General features: G+C 72.6%; 16 protein-coding genes. 6 read left to right on the top strand and 10 right to left on the bottom strand.

Annotation, left to right across the window (positions count from 1 at the left end; translation table 11 throughout):
- Nucleotides 1-24: 24 nt before the first annotated feature.
- On the top strand, nucleotides 25-1,314 hold the full coding sequence (locus PV721_RS14650; RefSeq protein ID WP_267718657.1) for a citrate synthase: 1,290 nt from the start codon (nucleotides 25-27) through the stop codon (nucleotides 1,312-1,314).
- A gap of 430 nt (nucleotides 1,315-1,744) precedes the next feature.
- Here the strand turns inward: PV721_RS14650 and PV721_RS14645 are convergent, their stop codons facing one another.
- The 3 genes from PV721_RS14645 to PV721_RS14635 all read right to left on the bottom strand — a co-directional run bounded on the left by PV721_RS14645 (nucleotide 1,745) and on the right by PV721_RS14635 (nucleotide 5,359).
- A complete protein-coding gene (locus tag PV721_RS14645; protein WP_319724104.1) occupies nucleotides 1,745-4,051 on the bottom strand; it encodes a heavy metal translocating P-type ATPase in 2,307 nt (768 codons plus the stop codon).
- Nucleotides 4,052-4,181: 130 nt separating this feature from the next.
- Nucleotides 4,182-4,415, bottom strand: a complete 234-nt coding sequence (locus tag PV721_RS14640; protein WP_319724103.1) for a heavy-metal-associated domain-containing protein — start codon at nucleotides 4,413-4,415, stop codon at nucleotides 4,182-4,184.
- A gap of 284 nt (nucleotides 4,416-4,699) precedes the next feature.
- Entirely contained in the window at nucleotides 4,700-5,359 is a 660-nt protein-coding gene (locus PV721_RS14635; RefSeq protein ID WP_319724101.1) for a TetR/AcrR family transcriptional regulator, read from the bottom strand.
- A 130-nt stretch (nucleotides 5,360-5,489) separates the two neighbouring features.
- On the opposite strand from PV721_RS14635, the gene PV721_RS14630 reads away from it, so the two are divergent.
- A complete protein-coding gene (locus PV721_RS14630; RefSeq protein WP_319724099.1) occupies nucleotides 5,490-7,757 on the top strand; it encodes an MMPL family transporter in 2,268 nt (755 codons plus the stop codon).
- A gap of 79 nt (nucleotides 7,758-7,836) precedes the next feature.
- On the opposite strand, the gene PV721_RS14625 is transcribed toward PV721_RS14630, so the two are convergent.
- The 3 genes from PV721_RS14625 to PV721_RS14615 all read right to left on the bottom strand — a co-directional run bounded on the left by PV721_RS14625 (nucleotide 7,837) and on the right by PV721_RS14615 (nucleotide 10,218).
- Nucleotides 7,837-8,037 (bottom strand): helix-turn-helix transcriptional regulator, encoded by a 201-nt coding sequence (locus PV721_RS14625; protein ID WP_030710687.1) that lies wholly within the window; start codon nucleotides 8,035-8,037, stop codon nucleotides 7,837-7,839.
- 232 nt (nucleotides 8,038-8,269) lie between these two features.
- Complete coding sequence (locus PV721_RS14620; RefSeq protein ID WP_319724097.1) at nucleotides 8,270-9,283, bottom strand: Gfo/Idh/MocA family oxidoreductase; 1,014 nt, start codon at nucleotides 9,281-9,283, stop codon at nucleotides 8,270-8,272.
- 20 nt (nucleotides 9,284-9,303) lie between these two features.
- Complete coding sequence (locus PV721_RS14615) at nucleotides 9,304-10,218, bottom strand: sugar phosphate isomerase/epimerase (protein WP_319724095.1); 915 nt, start codon at nucleotides 10,216-10,218, stop codon at nucleotides 9,304-9,306.
- A gap of 91 nt (nucleotides 10,219-10,309) precedes the next feature.
- On the opposite strand from PV721_RS14615, the gene iolC reads away from it, so the two are divergent.
- Genes iolC through PV721_RS14595 form a run of 4 tightly spaced genes read left to right on the top strand, consistent with a single transcriptional unit; the run spans nucleotide 10,310 to nucleotide 15,547 of the window.
- Nucleotides 10,310-11,233, top strand: a complete 924-nt coding sequence (iolC, locus tag PV721_RS14610; protein ID WP_416371101.1) for a 5-dehydro-2-deoxygluconokinase — start codon at nucleotides 10,310-10,312, stop codon at nucleotides 11,231-11,233.
- 7 nt (nucleotides 11,234-11,240) lie between these two features.
- A complete protein-coding gene (iolB, locus tag PV721_RS14605) occupies nucleotides 11,241-12,164 on the top strand; it encodes a 5-deoxy-glucuronate isomerase (protein ID WP_319724130.1) in 924 nt (307 codons plus the stop codon).
- The gene (gene iolD / locus PV721_RS14600) at nucleotides 12,161-14,035 is read left to right on the top strand and encodes a 3D-(3,5/4)-trihydroxycyclohexane-1,2-dione acylhydrolase (decyclizing) (protein WP_319724091.1); all 1,875 of its coding nucleotides are present in this window, start codon (nucleotides 12,161-12,163) and stop codon (nucleotides 14,033-14,035) included. Before iolB ends, iolD begins: the two co-directional genes overlap by 4 nt.
- Before the next feature lie 12 nt (nucleotides 14,036-14,047).
- A complete protein-coding gene (locus PV721_RS14595) occupies nucleotides 14,048-15,547 on the top strand; it encodes a CoA-acylating methylmalonate-semialdehyde dehydrogenase (RefSeq protein WP_319724089.1) in 1,500 nt (499 codons plus the stop codon).
- 101 nt (nucleotides 15,548-15,648) lie between these two features.
- Here the strand turns inward: PV721_RS14595 and PV721_RS14590 are convergent, their stop codons facing one another.
- The 4 genes from PV721_RS14590 to PV721_RS14575 all read right to left on the bottom strand — a co-directional run.
- The gene (locus PV721_RS14590; protein ID WP_319724086.1) at nucleotides 15,649-16,815 is read right to left on the bottom strand and encodes a hypothetical protein; all 1,167 of its coding nucleotides are present in this window, start codon (nucleotides 16,813-16,815) and stop codon (nucleotides 15,649-15,651) included.
- A 63-nt stretch (nucleotides 16,816-16,878) separates the two neighbouring features.
- A complete protein-coding gene (locus PV721_RS14585; protein WP_319724084.1) occupies nucleotides 16,879-17,931 on the bottom strand; it encodes a WxL protein peptidoglycan domain-containing protein in 1,053 nt (350 codons plus the stop codon).
- 86 nt (nucleotides 17,932-18,017) lie between these two features.
- A complete protein-coding gene (locus PV721_RS14580) occupies nucleotides 18,018-19,310 on the bottom strand; it encodes a hypothetical protein (RefSeq protein ID WP_319724082.1) in 1,293 nt (430 codons plus the stop codon).
- A gap of 211 nt (nucleotides 19,311-19,521) precedes the next feature.
- Nucleotides 19,522-20,662: S8 family peptidase (locus PV721_RS14575; protein ID WP_319724080.1), on the bottom strand; the 1,141-nt coding region annotated here is incomplete at its 5' end.

The raw sequence follows: 20,662 nt of genomic DNA, 5'->3' as shown, positions 1-20,662 counted from the left end.
GGCACTACGTCGGTGAGGGATGACGTGAGCGACAACTCTGTAGTACTCCGGTACGCGGACGGTGAATACACCTACCCGGTGGTCGAGAGCACCGTCGGTGACCAGGGCTTCGACATCTCGAAGCTGCGGGCCCAGACCGGGCTCGTCACCTTGGACAGTGGCTACGGCAACACCGCGGCCTACAAGTCCGCGATCACCTACCTCGACGGTGAGCAGGGCATCCTGCGCTACCGCGGCTACCCGATCGAGCAGCTGGCCGAGCGTTCGACCTTCATCGAGGTCGCGTACCTGCTGATCAACGGTGAGCTGCCGACCGTCGACCAGCTCGCGTCGTTCCGCAACGAGATCACCCAGCACACGCTGCTGCACGAGGACGTGAAGCGCTTCTACGACGGCTTCCCGCGTGACGCGCACCCGATGGCGATGCTGTCCTCCGTGGTCAGCGCGCTGTCGACGTTCTACCAGGACAGCCACAACCCGTTCGACGAGAAGCAGCGCCACCTCTCGACGATCCGGCTGCTGGCCAAGCTCCCGACGATCGCCGCCTACGCGTACAAGAAGTCGGTCGGCCACCCGGTGGTCTACCCGCGCAACGACCTCGGCTACGTCGAGAACTTCCTGCGCATGACCTTCTCCGTCCCGGCCCAGGAGTACGACCTGGACCCGGTCGTGGTCTCGGCGCTCGACAAGCTGCTGATCCTGCACGCGGACCACGAGCAGAACTGCTCCACCTCCACCGTGCGTCTGGTCGGCTCCTCGCAGGCGAACATGTTCGCCTCGATCTCCGCCGGCATCTCGGCCCTGTGGGGCCCGCTGCACGGTGGCGCCAACCAGTCCGTCCTCGAGATGCTGGAAGGCATCAAGAACGACGGCGGCGACGTCGACGCCTTCATCCGCAAGGTGAAGAACAAGGAGGACGGCGTCCGCCTGATGGGCTTCGGGCACCGCGTCTACAAGAGCTTCGACCCCCGGGCGAAGATCATCAAGGCGGCTGCGCACGACGTCCTCTCGGCGCTCGGCAAGAGCGACGAGCTGCTGGACATCGCGCTCAAGCTGGAAGAGCACGCGCTGGCCGACGAGTACTTCGTCTCGCGCAACCTCTACCCGAACGTGGACTTCTACACCGGTCTGATCTACCGGGCCATGGGCTTCCCGACCGAGATGTTCACCGTGCTCTTCGCGATCGGCCGGCTCCCCGGCTGGATCGCGCAGTGGCACGAGATGATCAAGGAGCCGGGTTCCCGCATCGGTCGCCCGCGCCAGATCTACACGGGCGAGGTCCTGCGCGACTTCGTGCCGGTCGAGTCCCGCTGACCGAGGCCCGCTGACCGAGTCCCGCTGACCCGAGGCTCTCCACCGCGCGGCGGGCGGCCGCGCGGGCAGCACCGCAGGTACCACGCAGGTACCCCCAGGCATACGAAAAGCGCCCCGCCGTCGATCCCCCCACGGGTCGGCGGTCGGGGCGCTTTCCTTTCCCCGAAACGGATTCCCCCCACGGGACCCGAGTCGGGGCGTCAGTGTGCCGGGACCCGTTCGGATCGGGAGGGCCGCTCAAAGCCTCCCGCGGGCACGCGTCCCGGCCGGCTGATGCCACGGAAGTCCCCCAGGGCTTCCGTCGAACGTCCCCCAAGACGTTCTTTGCACCGCCCCATTAGACCCGTGACGACCCCGGATGGTTACGTTGCGGTCACTGTGATCTGCGTCTCCCGTGAAGGAACTGTGTGCGTGGTGGGGAGGAGATCCACTAGCGGAAGGAGCGCAACCGGAGGCTGTTGGTCACCACGAAGACCGAGGAGAAGGCCATCGCGGCCCCCGCGATCATCGGGTTGAGCAGGCCGGCGGCCGCCAGCGGCAGGGCCGCCACGTTGTAGCCGAAGGCCCAGAACAGGTTGCCCTTGATGGTGGCCAGGGTCCGGCGCGAGAGCCGGATCGCGTCCGCCGCCACCCGCAGGTCGCCCCGTACGAGGGTCAGGTCCCCGGCCTCGATGGCCGCGTCGGTGCCGGTGCCCATGGCCAGCCCCAGGTCCGCCTGGGCCAGCGCGGCCGCGTCGTTGACCCCGTCGCCGACCATGGCGACCGTACGTCCCTGCGCCTGCAGGCGGCGTACGACGTCCACCTTGTCCTGCGGAAGCACCTCGGCGATCACCTCGTCGATGCCCACCTCGCGGGCCACCGTCTCGGCGACGGCCTTGTTGTCGCCGGTCAGCAGTACCGGGGTGAGGCCCAGCGCCCGCAGCCGGGCGACCGCCTCGGCGCTGGTCTCCTTGACGGCGTCGGCCACGGTCAGCACCCCGCGCGCCGCCCCGTCCCAGGCCACCAGGACGGCGGTGCTGCCCTCGGCCTCGGCGGCCGCCCTGGCCGCGCAGAGCCCGGCCGGCAGGGTGATCGACCGGTCGGTGAGCAGCTGTGCGCGGCCCACCAGTACGGCGTGTCCGTCGACGACGCCCTGGACGCCGAGGCCGGCGAGGTTCTCGAAGCCCTCCGGGACCGGCAGGGCGCCGGCCCTCTCGGCCGCGGCGGTGGCGACGGCGCGGGCGATCGGGTGCTCCGAGGCGTGCTCCAGGGACCCGGCCAGGCGCAGGAGTTCGCGCTCGTCGACGCCCTCGGCGGGGTGGACGCCGGTGAGGGTCATCCGGCCGGTGGTGACGGTGCCGGTCTTGTCCAGGACCACGGTGTCCACGCGGCGGGTGGACTCCAGCACCTCGGGCCCCTTGATCAGGATGCCGAGCTGCGCGCCCCGCCCGGTGCCGACCATCAGCGCGGTCGGGGTGGCCAGGCCCAGGGCGCACGGGCAGGCGATGATCAGGACGGCCACGGCGGCGGTGAAGGCGGCGGTGGGGTCGTCGGTGACCAGCAGCCAGCTGACCCAGGTGCCGAGCGCGAGCAGCAGGACGACGGGCACGAAGACCCCGGAGATCCGGTCGGCGAGGCGCTGCACCTCGGCCTTGCCGGTCTGGGCCTCCTCCACCAGCCGGGCCATCCGGGCCAGTTGGGTGTCGGCCCCGACCCGGGTCGCCTCGACGACCAGCCGCCCGGAGGCGTTGACGGTGGCTCCGGTGACGGAGTCGCCGACGGACACCTCCACCGGGACGGACTCGCCGGTCAGCATGGAGGCGTCCACGGCGGAACTGCCCTCGACGACCGTGCCGTCGGTGGCGATCTTCTCGCCGGGGCGGACGACGAACCGGTCGCCGACCGCGAGCGAGCCCACCGGGACGCGGACCTCCCGGCCCGCGCGCAGGACGGTGACGTCCTTGGCGCCGAGCTCCAGCAGGGCCTTGAGGGCCGCGCCCGCCTTCCGCTTGGAACGGGCCTCCAGGTAGCGGCCGAGCAGGATGAACGCGACGACGCCCGCCGCGACTTCCAGGTAGATGGCGGTGGACCCGTCCGTCCGCGCGACGCCGCCCCCCTGAACGGTGAAGAGGGCGAAGCCGTGCCGCATGCCGGGCATGCCCGCGTGGCCGAAGAACAGGGCCCACAGCGACCAGGTGAAGGCGGCCAGCGTGCCGACGGAGACCAGGGTGTCCATGGTGGCGGCGCCGTGCCGGGCGTTGGTCCAGGCGGCCTTGTGGAAGGGGAGGCCGCCCCAGACGACGACGGGGGCGGCGAGGGTCAGGGAGAGCCACTGCCAGTTGTCGAACTGGAGGGCCGGAACCATCGCGAGCAGCACGACGGGCAGGGCGAGCGCGGCGGAGACCAGCAGCCGCTGGCGCAGCGCGGACAGCGCCGCGTCGGGGGCCTCGGCCCGCGCCTCGGCCGGCGCCGCCGCCGGGGCCTCGTCCTCCGTGGGGGCAGGGGCAGGGGCAAGGGCGGGCGGCGGTGGCTCCTCGGCGGTGTAGCCGGTCTTGACGACGGTCGCGATCAGGTCCGAGACCTGCACGTCACCGGCGTAGGAGACGTGGGCCTTCTCGGTGGCGTAGTTCACCGTGGCCTCGACGCCGTCCATCCGGTTGAGCTTCTTCTCGATGCGGGCCGCGCAGGAGGCGCAGGTCATCCCGCCGATCGAGAGTTCGACCGCCGTTATCGGTCCGTCGTGCACTGTGCTGCTCATGTTCCGGCTCCAGGGGGAGGGCCGGGCCGTACGGGTCCAGTATGAGCTGGCCGGCACGGCCCGGCGGGGTACCGCGGGTGCTGGGGTGGTGCGGGCTGCCGCGGGTGCTGCCGAGGGGAGCGGGCGCCGCTCAGACCCGGCCGGCGAACTCGTAGCCGGCCTCGTCGACGGCGGCGCGGACGTCCTCGTCCGCGAGCGGTGCGGCGGAGACCACGGTGACCTCGCCGGTCGCGGCGACGGCCTTGACCGTGCTGACGCCCGCCAGGGCGGAGATCTCGTTGGTCACCGCGCCCTCGCAGTGGCCGCAGGTCATGCCGGTCACCCGGTAGACGGTGGTGGTCTGGGTGTCCGTCTCGGCGGTCATGTCGTTCTCCTCTTCAGGGGCGTGTCCGGTCACCGGGAGGAGGTGGCCGACGACTCCACCGTCCTCCCGACTCTCCGAGACTATACCCCTGGGGGGTATGAAAGCGAGCCTCGGGGTCCAGTCTTTCGCTCGCGCGCAGAAAACTGGCCACTCTGGCTGGAAAGTACGCACATGGCGGATGTGGGTCACCCGGGAAGCCTCGCGCGGCCCGGACGCGCGCGACCGCGCCCGGGCCGCGGGGCGCCGGGGGTCTGCCGGGGTCTGTCGGGCGGTCAGTCGGGCGGTCAGTCGGAGTGGGGCGCGGTGATCATCGGCTCGAGGTAGCGCAGCAGGACGGTCTTCAGCTCCGCGATGTACGCCTCCCGCTCGGCGCCCTCGTGGGCCAGGATCAGGTCCAGCGAGGACTTGAAGATGCCCAGGATCATGTTCGAGGTGCGGGTGAGCTCGGCGGGCCCGGCCTCCGGGCAGAAGGTGTGCAGCACGCCCTCGACCCGGCCGAGCAGGTTGGTGTGCAGCTGCTGGTGCTCCTGGTCGATGGCGCCGGGGATGCCGGATCCGTGCATGAGCGCCCAGAAGGCCGGATTCTCGCAGTTGAAGGCGATGACCGGGTCCAGGACGGCGTCCAGCAGCTCGGGCAGGGGGCGCTGGAGGTTCTCGGGCAGGAAGGCCTGTCCGTGCATCTCGTGGGCCTGCTGGAGCAGCTGCCCGCCGAGCTCGACCGCGATGGCCTCCTTGTTCGGGAAGAACTGGTAGAGCGTGCCCGGTGACACGCCGGCCTCGCGGGCGATGGCGTTGGTGCTGGCCGCGGCGTAGCCGGTACGGCAGAACACCCCGGCGGCGGCGGCCAGGAGCTGGGAGACCCGGCGCTCGCCCCGCGCCTGGCGGCGGCGCGGCGCAGCGGTTTCACCGTTTTCGGTTGTTTTGCCCTTCGGTGTCCCCGGCATTCCCATCCCTTGCTTCCCGTGGGCGATTGACAAACGCGAGTGGTCGCTCGCATTCTGGAAAAACGCGAGCGACTGCTCGTGTTTGCCAGTCTATTTGGCCTGGCAATCACGGTGAAGGGGACACCGAGCCATGTCCGAAGTCAAGAATCCGCCGTCGTCCGGGGAGGGCGGCAGGTGGACCCGGTTCGTCACGGCCCGGCCGCGGCTCTCGCTGCTGCTCGCCCTGGTGGTCACGGCCCTGGCCGTGTTCGCGGGCGGCGGCGCCGCCGAACGGATGGGCAGCGGCGGCTGGGAGGACCCGGGCGCCCAGTCCACCTACGCCGCCAAGGCCCTGGAGCGCGAGTTCCCGGCCTCCCAGCCCAATCTGCTGCTGCTCGTCGATGCCGGCCCGGGAAGCGGCGGCGTGGACGATCCCGCCGTCGCGGCCGAGGCGGAGCGGCTGACCGCGCAGCTCGCCGCCGAGAAGGGAGTCGTCGGCGTCGGCTCGTACTGGCGCACGCAGCTGCCCGCCCTGCGCTCCGAGGACGGCCGGCAGGCCCTCATAGCCGCCCGGATCCTGGGCGACGAGAAGACCACCACCACGGTGCTGGACCGGATCGTCCCGCACTACCGGGGCGAGCACGGCCCGGTGCGCGTCTCCTTCGGCGGGCCGGTCGCGGTCCAGCGCGAGGTGACCGCCACCATCCAGGAGGACCTGCTGCGCGCCGAGATGATCGCCCTGCCGGTCACCCTCGTCCTGCTCATCCTCGTCTTCGGCAGCGCCGTCGCCGCCCTGCTGCCCCTCGGCGTCGGCATCGTGGCCATCCTCGGCACCAATGCGGTGCTGCGCGGCCTCACCGAGTTCACCGACGTCTCCGTCTTCGCCCAGAACCTGACCACCGCGCTCGGACTCGGGCTCGCCATCGACTACGCCCTGTTCATCGTCCGCCGGTACCGCGAGGAACTCGCCGCCGGACGGGACCCGGTGGCCGCCGTCGGGGCCACCCTGCGCACCGCCGGGCGCACGGTCCTGTTCTCGGCACTGACCGTCGCCGTCTCGCTCTCGGCGATGCTGTTCTTCCCGATGTACTTCCTGCGCTCCTTCGCCTACGCCGGGGTGGCGGTGGTCCTGCTCGCCGCGGGGGCCGCGCTGATCCTGCTTCCGGCGGCCCTGGTGCTCCTCGGCGAGCGGGTCAACTCCCTGGACCTGCGCCGGCTGTGGCGGCGCGGCCGGCCGGCCGGGGTCTCGGCCGAACCGGGGCGCGGCTGGGCCCGAGTGGCTCTCCTGGTGATGCGCCGGGCTCCCGTCTTCGCGGTGGCCACGACGGCGGGACTGCTGCTCCTCGGACTGCCCTTCCTCGGCGTGAAGTTCGGCACGGTGGACGACCGGCAGCTGCCGAAGACCGCGGAGTCGCACGTGGTCCAGCAGCAGATACGGGACGCCTTCCCGGGCAGCCCCGGCGGAACGCTCACCGTCCTCGCCGAGGACGCGGCCGGGCCCGCCGAGCTCGTCGCCTACCGGGCAGGCCTGGCCCAGCTGCCCGGGGTGGTCCGGGTCGAGGGGCCGGTGAGCTCCGCGGACCCGTCGCGGTACGCCTACTTCTCGGTCACCACCGAGGGTGAGGCGGTCGGGCAGCAGGCCCAGGACCTGGTCGGCGAGGTGCGCGCGGTGGACGCGGACTTCCGGACCTCCGTCACCGGAGAGGCGGCGGTGCTCGTCGACGCACAGAAGGCGATCGGCGAGAAGCTGCCCGTGTCGCTGGCCGTGGTGGTGCTCGCCACGCTGCTGCTGGTGTTCCTGCTCACCGGGAGCCTGCTCATACCGCTCCAGGCCGTCCTGCTCAACGCCCTGAGCCTGACGGCGATGTTCGGTGCGGTGGTGTGGGTCTTCCAGGAGGGCAACCTCTCCGGACTGCTCTCCTTCACCTCCACCGGCGACATCGAGACCACGCTGCCGGTCCTGATGTTCTGCATCGCCTTCGGACTCTCCATGGACTACGGGGTGTTCCTCATATCCCGGATCAAGGAGGAGTACGACCGGACCGGGGACCACGAGGGGGCCGTGCGCACCGGACTGGCCCGGACTGGCGGGCTGATCACCGCAGCGGCCGTGATCCTGGCCGTGGTGATGGTGGCCATCGGGTCCTCGCGGGTGACCAACACCAAGATGCTGGGGCTCGGGATCGCGCTGGCGGTGCTGATGGACGCCATGGTCGTGCGCAGCCTCCTCGTCCCGGCGGTCATGAAGCTGACGGGGAAGGCCACATGGTGGGCGCCGGGCCCGCTGCGCAGACTGCACGAGAGGTTCGGACTGAGCGAGGGGGAGTCCCTGCCGCCGGTGGCAGAGCGGAAGCCGGAGTCGGAGCCGAGGCCGGAGACGGAGCCGGAGCCGGAGAAGGTGCCCGCCGGGACGGCCTAGCCGGGAGCCGTCGGCGCCGGCCAGGGAGGACCGGGGTGCGGGGCGGGACCGGGCGGTCCCGCCCCGCACCGGGGACGTGTCAGTCCTCGCGGCGGCCCCGGTTGCCGGGGCGGCGGGCCACCCAGGCCCGCACGGTGTCGGCGTACCAGTACGGCTTGCCGCCCTCCACGTGGTCGGGCGGGGGGAGCAGGCCGTGCTTGCGGTAGGAGCGCACGGTGTCCGGCTGAACCCGGATGTGGGCAGCGATTTCCTTGTACGACCACAGCTGTCGGTCGCTCATGCGGGACACCTCCTGGTCCACGCGGCAGGGTCGGCCGGGAGGCCGTCGGAGGAGCCGGCGCATGGACGCTGACGATCACTCGGGTTGTGCCCGGGGAACGACGCGGAGCGATGGCAGGGGAGGGGCTGTCGAGCGCCTGTGACGGAAAACCCGCGAAAGGCGGATATGCGTGACACACGGGGGACCCCTGTGACAGATGCGGCACAGGGGTCGGTTGCGGGGTAGGGAGGGGTCAGCGGTACAGCGCCGGCCGCTCCGCCAGCTCCACGAGGGTGCGTACGCCGCTGCGCGCGGCCGCGAGGCCCGCCTCCGAGACGGCGGCCGCCGCGTAGCCGTCCCACGCGTCCGGACCCGCCACCCGGCCGCGGGTGGCCGCGGCCACCCAGCGCCGCAACTGCCGGTCGTAGGCGTCGGCGAAGCGCACCGTGAAGTCCTGGGCGATCTCGCCGCCCCACCGGCCCGCCGACTGGACCACCATCGCGTGGCCGTCGCCGATCCGGGCGCTGCCCGCCTCGCCGACCGCCTCGCACTGCACCTGGTAGCCGAAGCCGCAGTTGACGAAGATCTCCACGTCGACGACGGCCCCGCCGGAGGTCTCCAGCAGCACCAGCCGCGGATCCTGCAGCCCCTCCGGGGCGGCCGCCGTGGGCCGGGGGGAGAGCACGGTCACCGCGGTGATCTCCTGCCCCAGCAGCCAGCGCGCCGCGTCCACCTCGTGCACCACCGAATCGCTGATCAGCATGTCGCTGGTGAAGAAGGACGGCGAGGAGGCGTTGCGGTGCCGGCAGTGCAGGAAGAGGGCGCGTCCGATGCCGCCCGCGTCCAGCAGCTCCTTCAGCCGCTCGTACTCCGCGTCGAACCGCCGCATGAAGCCCACCTGCACCAGGCGCCGTCCCAGCCGCCGTTCGGCCTCCATGACGCGCAGCGCCCCCGCCGGGTCCGGGGTCAGCGGCTTCTCGCAGAGCACCGGCAGCCCCCGTTCCAGGGCGTGCAGGATCGCTTCCTCGTGGGCGGGCCCCGGGGAGGCGATCAGTACGGCCTCGACCCCCGGTGCGGCTATCGCGGCCGCCGGATCGGTGTGCGCACTCGCCCCGTCCAGGGGGCCCGCGACCTCCTTGACCCGGTCCCCGTCCGGGTCGGCCACGGCCACCACCCGGGCCCCGCCCACGGTCCGCCCGATCCGGCGCACGTGGTCGGCGCCCATCTTCCCGGTGCCGATGACGGCGATGCCGAGCGTGCTGGTCATGTCGTGTTCCCTCCGGGTGGTCAGCGGGCGCCGCAGGAGCGCAGGTAGGAGCGGGTGCGCCGGGCGATCGGCAGCGGCCGGTCGGGCGGGCAGGGGTACATGTCCTGCTCCACGATCGCGAACAGGTCCACGCCCAGCCGCTGGGCCGCCGCCAGCACGGGTTCCAGCGCGGGCACCCCCGACGGCGGCTCGCACATCACCCCGCGGCCCACGGCCGGACCGAAGGGCAGTTCCTCCGCGAGGACTTCGGCGAGGATTCGCGGGTCCACCTGCTTGAGGTGGAGGTAGCCGATCCGCTCGGCGAAGGTCTCGATCGCCTGGACGCTGTCGCCGCCGCAGTACGCGTAGTGCCCGGTGTCCAGACAGAGCGAGACGAGGCCGGGGTCGGTCGCGTCCAGGAATCGGGCCACGTTCTCCGGGGTGTCGATGTGGGTGTCGGCGTGCGGGTGGACGACGATCCGCAGCCCGTACCGGTCCTGGACCTCCCGGCCCAGCCGCTCGGTCTGGGAGGTCAGTTCACGCCATTGGGCCGCGGTGAGGACGCGGTCCTCGAGCACCTGCCCGGTCTTGTCGTCCCGCCAGAACGAGGGGATGACGACGAGATGGGCCGCGCCCATGGCCTGGGTGAGCGCCGCGATCCGCGACACGTGCTCCCAGGTGTCCTCCCACACGGCGGGCCCGTGATGGAGTCCGGTGAAGACGGTTCCGGCCGAGACCCGCAGCCCGCGCTTGGCCGTTTCCCCGGCGAGTCGGGCGGGATCGGTGGGCAGATAGCCGTAGGGGCCGAGCTCGATCCACTCGTACCCCGCGTCGGCGACCTCGTCGAGGAAACGCTCCCAAGGGGTCTGCCGGGGGTCGTCGGGAAACCAGACACCCCAGGAGTCCGGAGCCGAACCGATGCGGATACGGGTCAACGCGGGCGGGGAGGACGTCATAGCGGCCACCTTAGGCGGGAGACGAGGGAGACGAGTGGGAGGACTGACTGTGACCGGCACCGGCGATCCGTTCGCGTTCGACCTGATCACGATGGGCCGGATCGGGGTGGATCTCTACCCGTTGACGACCGGCGTACCACTGGCCGAGGCGGAGACCTTCGGGAAGTTCCTGGGCGGCTCCCCGGCCAACGTGGCCGTCGCGGCCGCCCGGCTGGGCCGGCGGGTGGCGGTGATCACCCGTACCGGCGCGGACCCCTTCGGCGGGTACCTGCGCTCCGAACTGCGGGGGTTCGGCGTGGACGACCGGTGGGCGACCGAGGTCCCCGGCCTGCCCACGCCGATCACCTTTTGCGAGATCTTCCCGCCGGACCGGTTCCCGCTGTACTTCTACCGGTTGCCGAAGGCCCCGGACCTGGAGATCGCCCCGGACGAGGTGGACCTGGAGGCGGTACGGGCGGCCCGCGTGTTCTGGATGACGGGCACCGGTCTGAGCGAAGAGCCCTCGCGGGCGGCGACGCTGGCGGCGCTGGAGGCCAGGGCCCGGACGGGGACGACGGTGTTCGACCTGGACTGGCGGCCCATGCTGTGGCGCGAGAAACCCGGGCCGTACTACGAACGGGCGCTGCCCTGGGCGACGGTGGCCGTCGGGAACGCCGAGGAGTGCGAGATCGCCACGGGCGAGTCCGATCCGTACGCGGCGGCGCGGGCGCTGCTCGCCGCCGGGGTGGAACTGGCGGTGGTCAAACGGGGCCCGGAGGGCGTGCTGGCGGTCCACCGCGACGGAACGGTGGCGGAGGTTCCGCCGGTTCCCGTACAGGTGGTGAACGGGCTCGGGGCGGGGGACGCGTTCGGGGGTGCGCTGTGCCACGGGTTGTTGGCGGGGTGGCCGGTGGAGCGGGTGATGCGGTACGCCAACGCGGCGGGGGCCATCGTCGCCTCGCGGCTGGCGTGCTCGACCGCGATGCCGTTCTCCCACGAGGTGGAGGAGGTGCTGGGGCGTGCCGGTGGTGTCTGAGTGGGGGATGTCCTGGACGAGGCTGGCCGTCCTCGACCTGGCGCCGGGGGAGGTGTACGCGCACGAGTGCGGGGAGTCGGAGTGGATCGTGCTCCCGCTCGCCGGCGGCTGCGAGGTCCGTTCCTGGGGCGCCGCCCCGGACCTCGCGCCTCGATCGCCGGCGCGGCTCCACGCCCGGGGCTCCGCCCCGCACCCCGCTCCGCGAACGCCGGAGTGGCCGAAGGACCGGGGCGGCGCCCCCGACGGTCAACCGGAGGTGTTCCGACTGAGGGGGCGCAAAGGGGTGTTCCGCGGGCCCACCGACTTCGCGTACGTGCCCAGGGACGCGCACATGGAGGTCTCCTCGGCAGAGGGCGGGCGGTTCGCGCTCGCAGGGGCGCGGTGCCGACGACGGCTGCCCGCACGGTACGGCCCGGCCGGCGGCGTGCCCGTGGAGCTGCGGGGCGCGGGTCAGTGCTCGCGGCAGGTCAACAACTTCGCCGCCGCCGGGGCATTCCCCGCCGATCGGCTGATCGCGGTCGAGGTGCTGACCCCCGGCGGGAACTGGTCCTCGTACCCGCCCCACAAGCACGACGAGCACCACCCCGGCGAGGAGTCCCGCCTGGAGGAGATCTACTACTTCGAGATCGCCCCGCACGGGGACACCCCCGGGCTCGGCTACCAACGGGTCTCGCCCTCTCCTGCCGGGAAGACCGACGTCCTCACCGAGGTGCGGACCGGGGACGCCGTGCTGATCCCCGACGGCTGGCACGGGCCGTCCATCGCCGCCCCCGGGCACGACATGTACTACCTGAACGTGATGGCCGGGCCGGGCGAGACCCGGGAGTGGCTGATCCGGGACCACCCCGACCACGGCTGGATCCGCGGCACCTGGGACGGTCAGGACATCGACCCCCGGCTCCCCTTCCCCTCCGAGGAGGCAATCCGGTGAGGCTCACCGTCGCCCAGGCGCTCGTACGCTTCCTGGCCCGCCAGTACACCGAGCGCGATGGCCGCAGGGAGCGCCTGATCGCCGCCACCTGGGGCATCTTCGGGCACGGGAACGTTGCCGGCATCGGGCAGGCGCTGCTGGAGGCGGGCCCGGACGCCATGCCCTTCCTCCAGGGGCGCAACGAGCAGGCCATGGTGCACGCCGCCGTCGGGTACGCCCGCCAGCGCGGCCGGCTCTCCGCGCACGCCGTCACCACCTCCATCGGGCCCGGCGCCACCAACCTCGTCACCGGCGCCGCCCTCGCCACGGTCAACCGGATCCCGGTGCTCCTGCTCCCCGGGGACACCTTCGCGACCCGGCCCGCCGATCCGGTGCTCCAGCAGCTGGAGGTCCCGTACGCGGGGGACCTCTCGGTCAACGACGCGCTGCGGCCCGTCTCCCGCCACTTCGACCGGATCACCCGCCCCGAGGCCCTGATCCCGGCCGCCCTGCAGGCCGTGCGGGTGCTCACCGACCCCGTCCAGACCGGCGCGGTCACCCTGGCGCTGCCGCAGGACGTGCAGGCGGAGGCGTACGACTGGCCCGAGGAGTTCTTCGCCGAGCGCGTGTGGGGCGTACGGCGGCCCCGGCCCGACCGCGCCGAGCTCGCCGCGGCGGCCGAGGCCGTACGGGGCTGCGCGCGCCCCCTGATCGTCGCCGGCGGCGGGATCCGGCACAGCGAGGCCCAGGCGGCCCTGGCCGCCTTCGCCGACGCCACCGGGATCCCGGTCGCCGTCACGCAGGCGGGCAAGGGCGTGCTCCCGTACGACCACCCCGCCGAGGTGGGCGGGATCGGCCACACCGGGACGGCCACCGCCGACGAGCTGGCCCGGGAGGCCGATCTGGTGATCGCCGCGGGAACCCGGCTCACCGATTTCACCACCGCCTCCGCGACCCTGTTCCAGAATCCGGCGGTCCGGTTCATCGGCCTCAACCTGGACCCGTACGACGCCCACAAACTCGCCGCCCGGCCGCTGGTCGCCGACGCGCGCGAGGGGCTCGACGAGATCCGGGAGGCGGTCGCCGGGTACCGCGTGGATCCCGCCTACGAGAGGGCGTACGCGGAGCGCAAGAGCGCGTGGGAGCGCCGCGTCGACCACGCGTACGCCGTGTCCGCCCCCGACGAGGACCTCCCGCCCACCCAGGCCCAGGTGCTCGGGCTGCTCGACCGGCTGGTCGACGGGACCGACGTCCTGGTCAACGCGGCCGGATCGCTCCCCGGCGACCTGCACAAGCTGTGGCGGGCCCGGTCCGCGGACCAGTACCACCTGGAGTACGGGTACTCCTGCATGGGCTACGAGATCCCGGCCGCGATCGGGGTGGCGCTGGCCGCGCCCGGCCGGCCGGTGTGGGCGCTGGTCGGCGACGGGACGTACCTGATGAATCCGACCGAGATGGTCACGGCCGTCCAGGAGGGCGTCCCGATCAAGGTGGTGATCCTCGACAACCACGGCTACGCCTCCATCGGCGGCCTGTCGGGGGCGGTGGGAGGCGAGGGCTTCGGCACCGGATACCGCTTCCGGTCGGCCGACGCCTCGTACACGGGGGACCCCCTTCCGGTGGACCTCGCGGCCAACGCGGCCTCCCTCGGGATGTCCGTGATCCGCGCCCGCACCGTACGTGACCTGCGCGAAGCCCTCGCCGAGGCCCGTTCGGCGACGCGTCCCACATGTGTCTACACACAGACCCGAACGCCCGACACTGTGTCGGGCCCACCCCCGGCACAGGCGTGGTGGGATGTTCCTGTGGCCGAGACCGCGACCCGCAAGGCGGCGGCCCGGGCCCGTGAAGAGTACGACCGGCAAGCCGCGCAGCGACGTCGCCATCTGTGAAGGAGCAAGGCAATGAAGACCGTCAACCACTGGATCGGTGGCAAGACCGTCGAGGGCGCGTCGGGCAACTACGGCCCGGTCACCGACCCGGCCACCGGCGAGGTCACCACGCAGGTCGCGCTCGCCTCGGCCGCCGAGGTCGACGCGGCGGTACGCGTGGCGAAGGAGGCCTTCGAGACCTGGGGCCAGTCCTCGCTGGCCGCCCGCACCAAGGTGCTGTTCGCCTACCGCGCCCTGCTGGACGCCAACCGCGACGCGATCGCCGAACTGATCACCGCCGAGCACGGCAAGGTCCACTCGGACGCGCTGGGCGAGGTCGCGCGCGGCCTGGAGATCGTCGAGCTGGCCTGCGGGATCACCACCCAGCTCAAGGGCGAATTGTCGACCTCGGTCTCCAACCGCGTCGACGTCTCGGCCATCCGCCAGCCGCTCGGCGTCGTCGCCGGCATCACCCCCTTCAACTTCCCGGCGATGGTGCCGATGTGGATGTTCCCGCTGGCCGTGGCCTGCGGAAACACCTTCATCCTCAAGCCGAGCGAGAAGGACCCGTCGGCCTCCAACAAGCTGGCCGAGCTGGCGAGCGAGGCCGGTCTGCCGGCGGGCGTGCTGAACGTGGTCCACGGCGACAAGGTGGCGGTGGACGCCCTCCTCGCGCACCCCGACATCTCGGCCGTCTCCTTCGTGGGCTCCACCCCGATCGCCCGCCACATCCACACCACCGCCTCCGCCAACGGCAAGCGCGTGCAGGCGCTGGGCGGAGCCAAGAACCACATGCTGGTGCTCCCGGACGCCGACCTGGACGCGGCCGCCGACGCGGCGGTCTCCGCGGCCTACGGCTCGGCCGGTGAGCGCTGCATGGCGATCTCCGCCGTGGTGGCCGTCGGCTCCATCGCCGACACCCTCGTCGACAAGATCCGCGAGCGCGCCGAGAAGATCAAGATCGGCCCGGGCAACGACCCGACCTCCGAGATGGGCCCGCTCATCACGGCCGCCCACCGCGACAAGGTCGCCTCGTACGTCAAGGGCGCTGCCGCCCAGGGCGCCGACGTGGTCCTGGACGGCACCGGCTACACCGTCGAGGGCAACGAGAACGGCCACTGGATCGGCCTCTCCCTGCTCGACAACGTGAAGACCGACTCCGACGCCTACCGCGACGAGATCTTCGGTCCGGTGCTGTGCGTGCTGCGCACGGAGACCTACGAGGAGGGCGTGGCCCTCATCAACGCCTCGCCGTTCGGCAACGGCACCGCGATCTTCACCCGCGACGGCGGCGCCGCCCGCCGCTTCCAGCTGGAGATCCAGGCGGGCATGGTCGGCGTCAACGTCCCGATCCCGGTGCCGGTGGGCTACCACTCCTTCGGCGGCTGGAAGGACTCGCTCTTCGGTGACCACCACATCTACGGCAACGACGGCATCCACTTCTACACCCGCGGCAAGGTCGTCACGACCCGCTGGCCGGACCCCTCGGACGCGCCGGCCGGCGTGGACCTGGGCTTCCCCCGCAACCACTGAGCACTGAGCACTGAGCACAGAGAACCAACCGCTGACCGCGCACGAGCGCCATAGGCCCGGCCCGCCCCCCGCAACCCTCACCGCGGGGGGCGGGCCGCGCTTCAGAGCAACGACCAGACGTCCGTCGCCGCCTCCGTGCTCCAGACCGCGTCGCCGTGGCCGTAGCCCGGGACCACCGTGAAGGCGACGCGGTCGTTGCCGGACGCGCGGATCAGTTCCGCGCCGCGGGGGTGGTCGCCGCGGCCCAGCTCGGTGTTGATCCAGACGACCTCGGCGGCGATGCGGTCCCAGGCGATCCGGTACGTGGCGTCGTCGCCCGCCCAGACGGCGGCGAGATCCCGCATCAGGGCCGCCGGCAGGAGGCCGCTGCCGAGGGCGGCGGTCGCCGCGTGCCAGGTGGCCAGCGGGGTGCGGCTCAGGGTGAAGCGGTCCTCGGCGGGGGTGGCGCCGAAGGCGTAGGTCCCGGCGCTGTGCCCCTGGGCGTAGATCCAGTTCGCCGGTCCCGGGAGGGCGGCCGTGCGGATCAGCGCGAAGTGGGCGAGCCCGGCGTGGGTGAAGCGCCGGGTCGGGTCCGGCGGCCAGGGAGCCGGGGAGACGCCGTCCGGATCGGCCACCGCCTTGGCGATCACGGCCGCGAGTCCCGGATCGACGATGGGGACGCCCTGCGCGAGCTGGGTGGCGTACGCGTCCCGGGCATCGGCCGCCCGCAGCGCGGGTTCGCCCGTGTACGGCCCGGTCGTGTCCAGGGCCACGACCCGGCGCAGCCGCGGCGAGGTGTCGTGCGAGGCCGCGTCCAGGGCGAGGGCGGCCCCGGCGGAGTGCCCGGCGTACTGGTAGGGCAGCCACAGTACGGAGTCCAGCGCACCCACTACCCGGGCCAGGTCCCGGCGGTGCGCCGCGAGCCCCCACTCGGCGGTGATGTCGGCAGCGGTCGCCGCGTCCTCGCGCGGGGTGACCCCGACGACGAGCAGGCCGCGGCGGCGCAGTTCGTGGGCGAGGTTGTGGTCGTCCGGGCCGCCCGGGGTGAAGAAGTCCGCCGCGAAGTTCAGGCCGCCGCCGGGCAACAGGTACGCGATCCCCCTCGGTGCCCGGGCCGTGTCCGCGATCACGTCGACCGTGACGGGCGCCGGGCCGCCGTCGTCGAGCGGGAGGGTGAGCCGGATCCAGCCGTCGCCCGGCAGGTAGACGGCGGTGCCGGTGCCCAGCGCGCGCTCGATGCGGGTCAGCAGACCCGTGCCCTTGGCCGCGTCGCCGTGCTGTCGTTCCATCGAAGGTGCCTCCCCGCCCCAGGGTGATGGCCGAATACCGTCACCCTGGGACACCTTCGCCGGTCAGCGCGCCTGAGCCAAGTCCGGGGCGGGTTCCACCTGTTCGTGTTCCGCGCGGCGCCGGCGGCGCAGCGCCCACACGGTGGCTCCGGCGCCCGCCAGGACCAGGAACAGGCCCACGGCCGGCCAGGGGACGGCGACGAAGTCGGTCTCGGACTGCGAGACCAGGTCGGGGTGGGCGGTCGCCCCCGCCGTGATCCTGACGGTCACCCAGTCGGACTGGGGGGCGTCCGGCCACGGTTCGGACAGCTCGATCCGCTGGCCGGGCAGCAGGGTCAGCTTCAGCTCGCGGGCCGGCCGGTCCAGCACCTCGCGCCCGAACAGGCCCTCGGCGGAGACCGTCACCTTGGGCTCGACGACCACGTTGCCCCGGTTGACCAGCGCGTACGAGACCGTGGCGCGGGCGTTCTTGACCCAGGGCAGCAGCGGCGCCGACCGGCTGATCCGCACGTCCTCCACGCTCAGCCCCGGAGTCAGCGGCCCCGGTACACGGAAGTACAGCCGGGCGCCCACCGAGCGCTTCACCCCGACCTGGACCTTGCCGTCCTGCCGCACGCCCTCCACGGCGGTGTTCAGGGCGACGATCCCGCCGACGTGGTCACCGGGCGTCGCATCCGCCGGGACCTTCACGGTGAACGGGATGTCCTTGCGGCCCTTGGCCGGCACGGTGACGGTGCCCGCGGTCGCCGGCGGCAGCGCGATCCACGCGCCGACGTCCTCGGGCCTGCTCTCCACCGGCAGCAGCGCGAAGGCGCCGCCCGCCGGGGTGTTCACCGCGTCGGTGGCGAAGATCTGGAAGGTCAGGTCCTTTTCGGAGGAGTTCAGGATCGTCACGCTGTCGGCCAGGGTGGTTCCGGCCGCGCCCTGGTGGAAGAAGTACGCGCGGTCGGTCATCGCCGCACCGGCCGCGGGCGTGGGGAAGACCCCCCAGGTGCCGTTGTCCGCGGCCCTCGCCGCGGTGGCCGGGAGCAGGCCCGCGCCCAGGAGCAGCAGGCCGAGGAGCAGCCCGTGGAGAGAGGTGCGGGTGCGGCTACGCGTCCTGCTGCGGGTGCGCATGGGCGGTCTCCAGTCGGCGCCGAAAGGGGAAAGGGGCGGTGCGGCGTCGGAGCGCCGCACCACCCTGGAGGAGCGGGCCGTACGGGTCAGGCGATCGAGAAGGTCACGACCGTCTGGTAGGTGTCGGCGAACATGAAGGGCGGAAGCTGGATCATCCCGGCGCCGCCGACGGCGAACTCGCCGCCGGTCAGCTCCTCCCCGCCGGCGGCCTGGGAGGCCACCTTCATCGGGACGTCGGAGATGGCGCCGGGCGTGCCCGCGGTGCAGGTGCTCGGGCTGTCCGGGTTGGTCACGGTGCAGGACGGCTGGATGCCGATCTGCGCCTTCGCCATCGAGTGGCCGGTGGCCTGGTTCAGGAACGGCGTACGCGTCGCCGTCACGTCCCAGCCGAGCGAGCCGCCGCGGAAGTCCTGGACGGTCGCGGCGTTGAAGACGCCGACCACCGACTGGGCCTTGCCGTTGATGGTGACCGAGCCGAAGCTGACGGCCGGCTGGCCGTCCCTCGGGCCGAGGGCCAGCGGTCCGGGGAGGACCTCGACGTCGACCGGGTTCTTGACGCCGGCCTGCTCCTCCACGAACACGAAGGGCTTGGAGGTGGTCGCACCGTTGATCTTGATCGCGTCGGCCTTCTTGGTGACCGTAAGGGTGCACGTGGCCACACCGGCGGCGTCCGCCGTGCCGTTGCCGTTGTCACCGGTCGGCGCGCCCGCGAGCAGGGCGGAGCAGGTGACGGGGCCGGGCGGCATGTTGGCGCCGCTGACGACGACCTCCTGGCCCGCCGGGCCGCTGTTGGGCGTCAGCTTCGTCGTGATCGGGTCCTTGGGCAGGGCTTCGACCACGACCGAGCCGAGCGGGGCGCTCGGGCGGGGCGCCGGGGTACAGGTGGTGGTGAAGACCGAACCGGAGAGGTCCGCGTCGGTCACCGCCAGGTCGAGGGCGACGTTGACCGTGGTGCCCTCGGTGCCGTCCGGGATCTTGATCGTTCCGGAGAACGCCTTCGGGTCGAGCGGCTGCCCGGCCACGACGCTGACGGTCTCGGGCGGGCTGGTGACCACCTGGGTGGTCGTCCCGACCTTGAGGGTGATCTTGGACGTGTTCACCGTGGTGACGGAGAAGCCGGGGATCAGCGGGCTCGCGCCCGGGTCGATCGTGATCGGGACGACGTCGCCGGCCTTGGCTCCGTCGGGCAGGGTGACCGTCCAGTTCTGGTTGCCCGAGCCGTCCGGCTGCGGCGCCGGGGCGTCACAGTTCTCGAAGACGGCGGTGGTCTTGGTCGCGGCCTGCGCGGAGCCTGCCAGGCCCACCACGCCGCCCGTCAGGGCCAGAGACAGGGCTCCCGCCCCGGCCAGCACTCTTCGTCTGAGCGTTCTCGTACTCACTGGGTCGCGACTCCTTCGTCATGACGAACCCCTCCCCCCACCCGCTGTGTGGGGGAGGCCGAGCCGATGCGGTGGCCGATATTGACGCGTCGCGGTGATGAGAAGTCAATGACTTGCTTTCGCCCGAAGCACACAGAAATTGATGGGCCATCAGGGACGGTCTGATGGCCCATCGGATACCGACTGGTCGGGGTGCCCGGGTGTGCGGGGTCTAGCGGTCGGCGGGGAGGTGGAGCAGCAGGTTCGGGGTGCCGGCCGGGAGCGCGGTGATCCGGTCGGGCACGGCGCTGTGCAGCAGCGCCTCGGTCACCTGCGCCGGGGTGCGCGCCGTACCGCCCGCCAGGACGAGCGCGGCGACCCCCGCCACGTGCGGTGCGGCCATCGAGGTGCCGGAGGCGCGGGCGGTGGCGGTGGCGGAGTCCTTCCAGGCGGAGGTGACGCCCACGCCCGGGGCCGAGAGGTCCACGCAGGGGCCGTGGCTGGAGAACGGCGCGCGCCGGTCGTCGGCGTCGGTCGCGCCGACCGTGATCGCCTGCGGGACCGAGGCGGGGGATCCCCCGCAGGCGTCCTCGCCGTCGTTGCCCGCGGCCACGGTGAAGGTGATCCCGGAGGCCACGGCCCGGATCACCGCCGCGTCGAGGGCGTAGCTGGGGGTGCCGCCCATGCTCATGTTGGCCACCGCCGGGGTCTCCGGGGCCTTCGCGGCGTCCTTCACCACCCAGTCGAGGCCCTTGAGGATGGCCGACAGGCTCCCGGAACCGCGGCAGTCCGCCACCTTCACCCCGACGAGCGAGACCCCCTTCGCGACCCCGTACGTCTCGCCGCCCACGGTCGCCGCGACGTGCGTGCCGTGGCCGTTGCAGTCGCGGGAGCTCCCGAGGAACACCGCGTTGTAGCCGAACCGGGCGCGGCCGCCGAACTCCTCGTGGAGGGTGTTGATCCCGGTGTCGACGATGTAGACGGTGACGCCCTCGGCCCTGGTGGGGTACGTGTACGAGCCGTCGAGCGGGAGCTCGCGCTGGTCGATGCGGTCCAGCGGCCAGGGCGCGTGCGCCTGGGCCTGCGGCTGCGTGCCGGCGGGGGCGGCGGCGGTGTCGCCGGCGTTCGTGTGGAACTGCGCGTCCGGCTCCACGGAGGCCACCCGGGGGTCGGCGGCCAGGGCGGCGGCCCGCGAGGCGGTGGTGCGGACGGCGAAGCCGTTGAGGGCGGCTTCGTAGACCGGCCCGACCTCGTCACCGGAGTCCGCGGCCTCGGCGGCCAGGGCGCGGGTCGGGGCGCGCGAGCTGGTGTCCTTGAGGACGACGACGTAGGGGGCTGCGGGGGCTTCGGCGGGAGAGGAGGCTGCGGAGGAG

Origin of the sequence: Streptomyces sp. MB09-01, from assembly GCF_033794505.1 — a bacterium.
Lineage (GTDB): Bacteria > Actinomycetota > Actinomycetes > Streptomycetales > Streptomycetaceae > Streptomyces.
This window is presented reverse-complemented; position numbering and strand designations above follow the sequence as displayed.

Bases quoted from the DNA above. Each gene is read 5' to 3' on its own strand.
- PV721_RS14630 (WP_319724099.1), top strand. From the start codon at position 5,490: ATGTCCGAAGTCAAGAATCCGCCGTCGTCCGGGGAGGGCGGCAGGTGG.
- PV721_RS14640 (WP_319724103.1), bottom strand. From the start codon at position 4,415: ATGACCGCCGAGACGGACACCCAGACCACCACCGTCTACCGGGTGACC.
- PV721_RS14615 (WP_319724095.1), bottom strand. From the start codon at position 10,218: ATGACGTCCTCCCCGCCCGCGTTGACCCGTATCCGCATCGGTTCGGCT.
- PV721_RS14595 (WP_319724089.1), top strand. From the start codon at position 14,048: ATGAAGACCGTCAACCACTGGATCGGTGGCAAGACCGTCGAGGGCGCG.
- iolB (WP_319724130.1), top strand. From the start codon at position 11,241: ATGTCCTGGACGAGGCTGGCCGTCCTCGACCTGGCGCCGGGGGAGGTG.
- PV721_RS14645 (WP_319724104.1), bottom strand. From the start codon at position 4,051: ATGAGCAGCACAGTGCACGACGGACCGATAACGGCGGTCGAACTCTCG.
- PV721_RS14635 (WP_319724101.1), bottom strand. From the start codon at position 5,359: ATGCCGGGGACACCGAAGGGCAAAACAACCGAAAACGGTGAAACCGCT.
- iolC (WP_416371101.1), top strand. From the start codon at position 10,310: ATGGGCCGGATCGGGGTGGATCTCTACCCGTTGACGACCGGCGTACCA.
- PV721_RS14620 (WP_319724097.1), bottom strand. From the start codon at position 9,283: ATGACCAGCACGCTCGGCATCGCCGTCATCGGCACCGGGAAGATGGGC.
- PV721_RS14625 (WP_030710687.1), bottom strand. From the start codon at position 8,037: ATGAGCGACCGACAGCTGTGGTCGTACAAGGAAATCGCTGCCCACATC.
- PV721_RS14590 (WP_319724086.1), bottom strand. From the start codon at position 16,815: ATGGAACGACAGCACGGCGACGCGGCCAAGGGCACGGGTCTGCTGACC.
- PV721_RS14585 (WP_319724084.1), bottom strand. From the start codon at position 17,931: ATGCGCACCCGCAGCAGGACGCGTAGCCGCACCCGCACCTCTCTCCAC.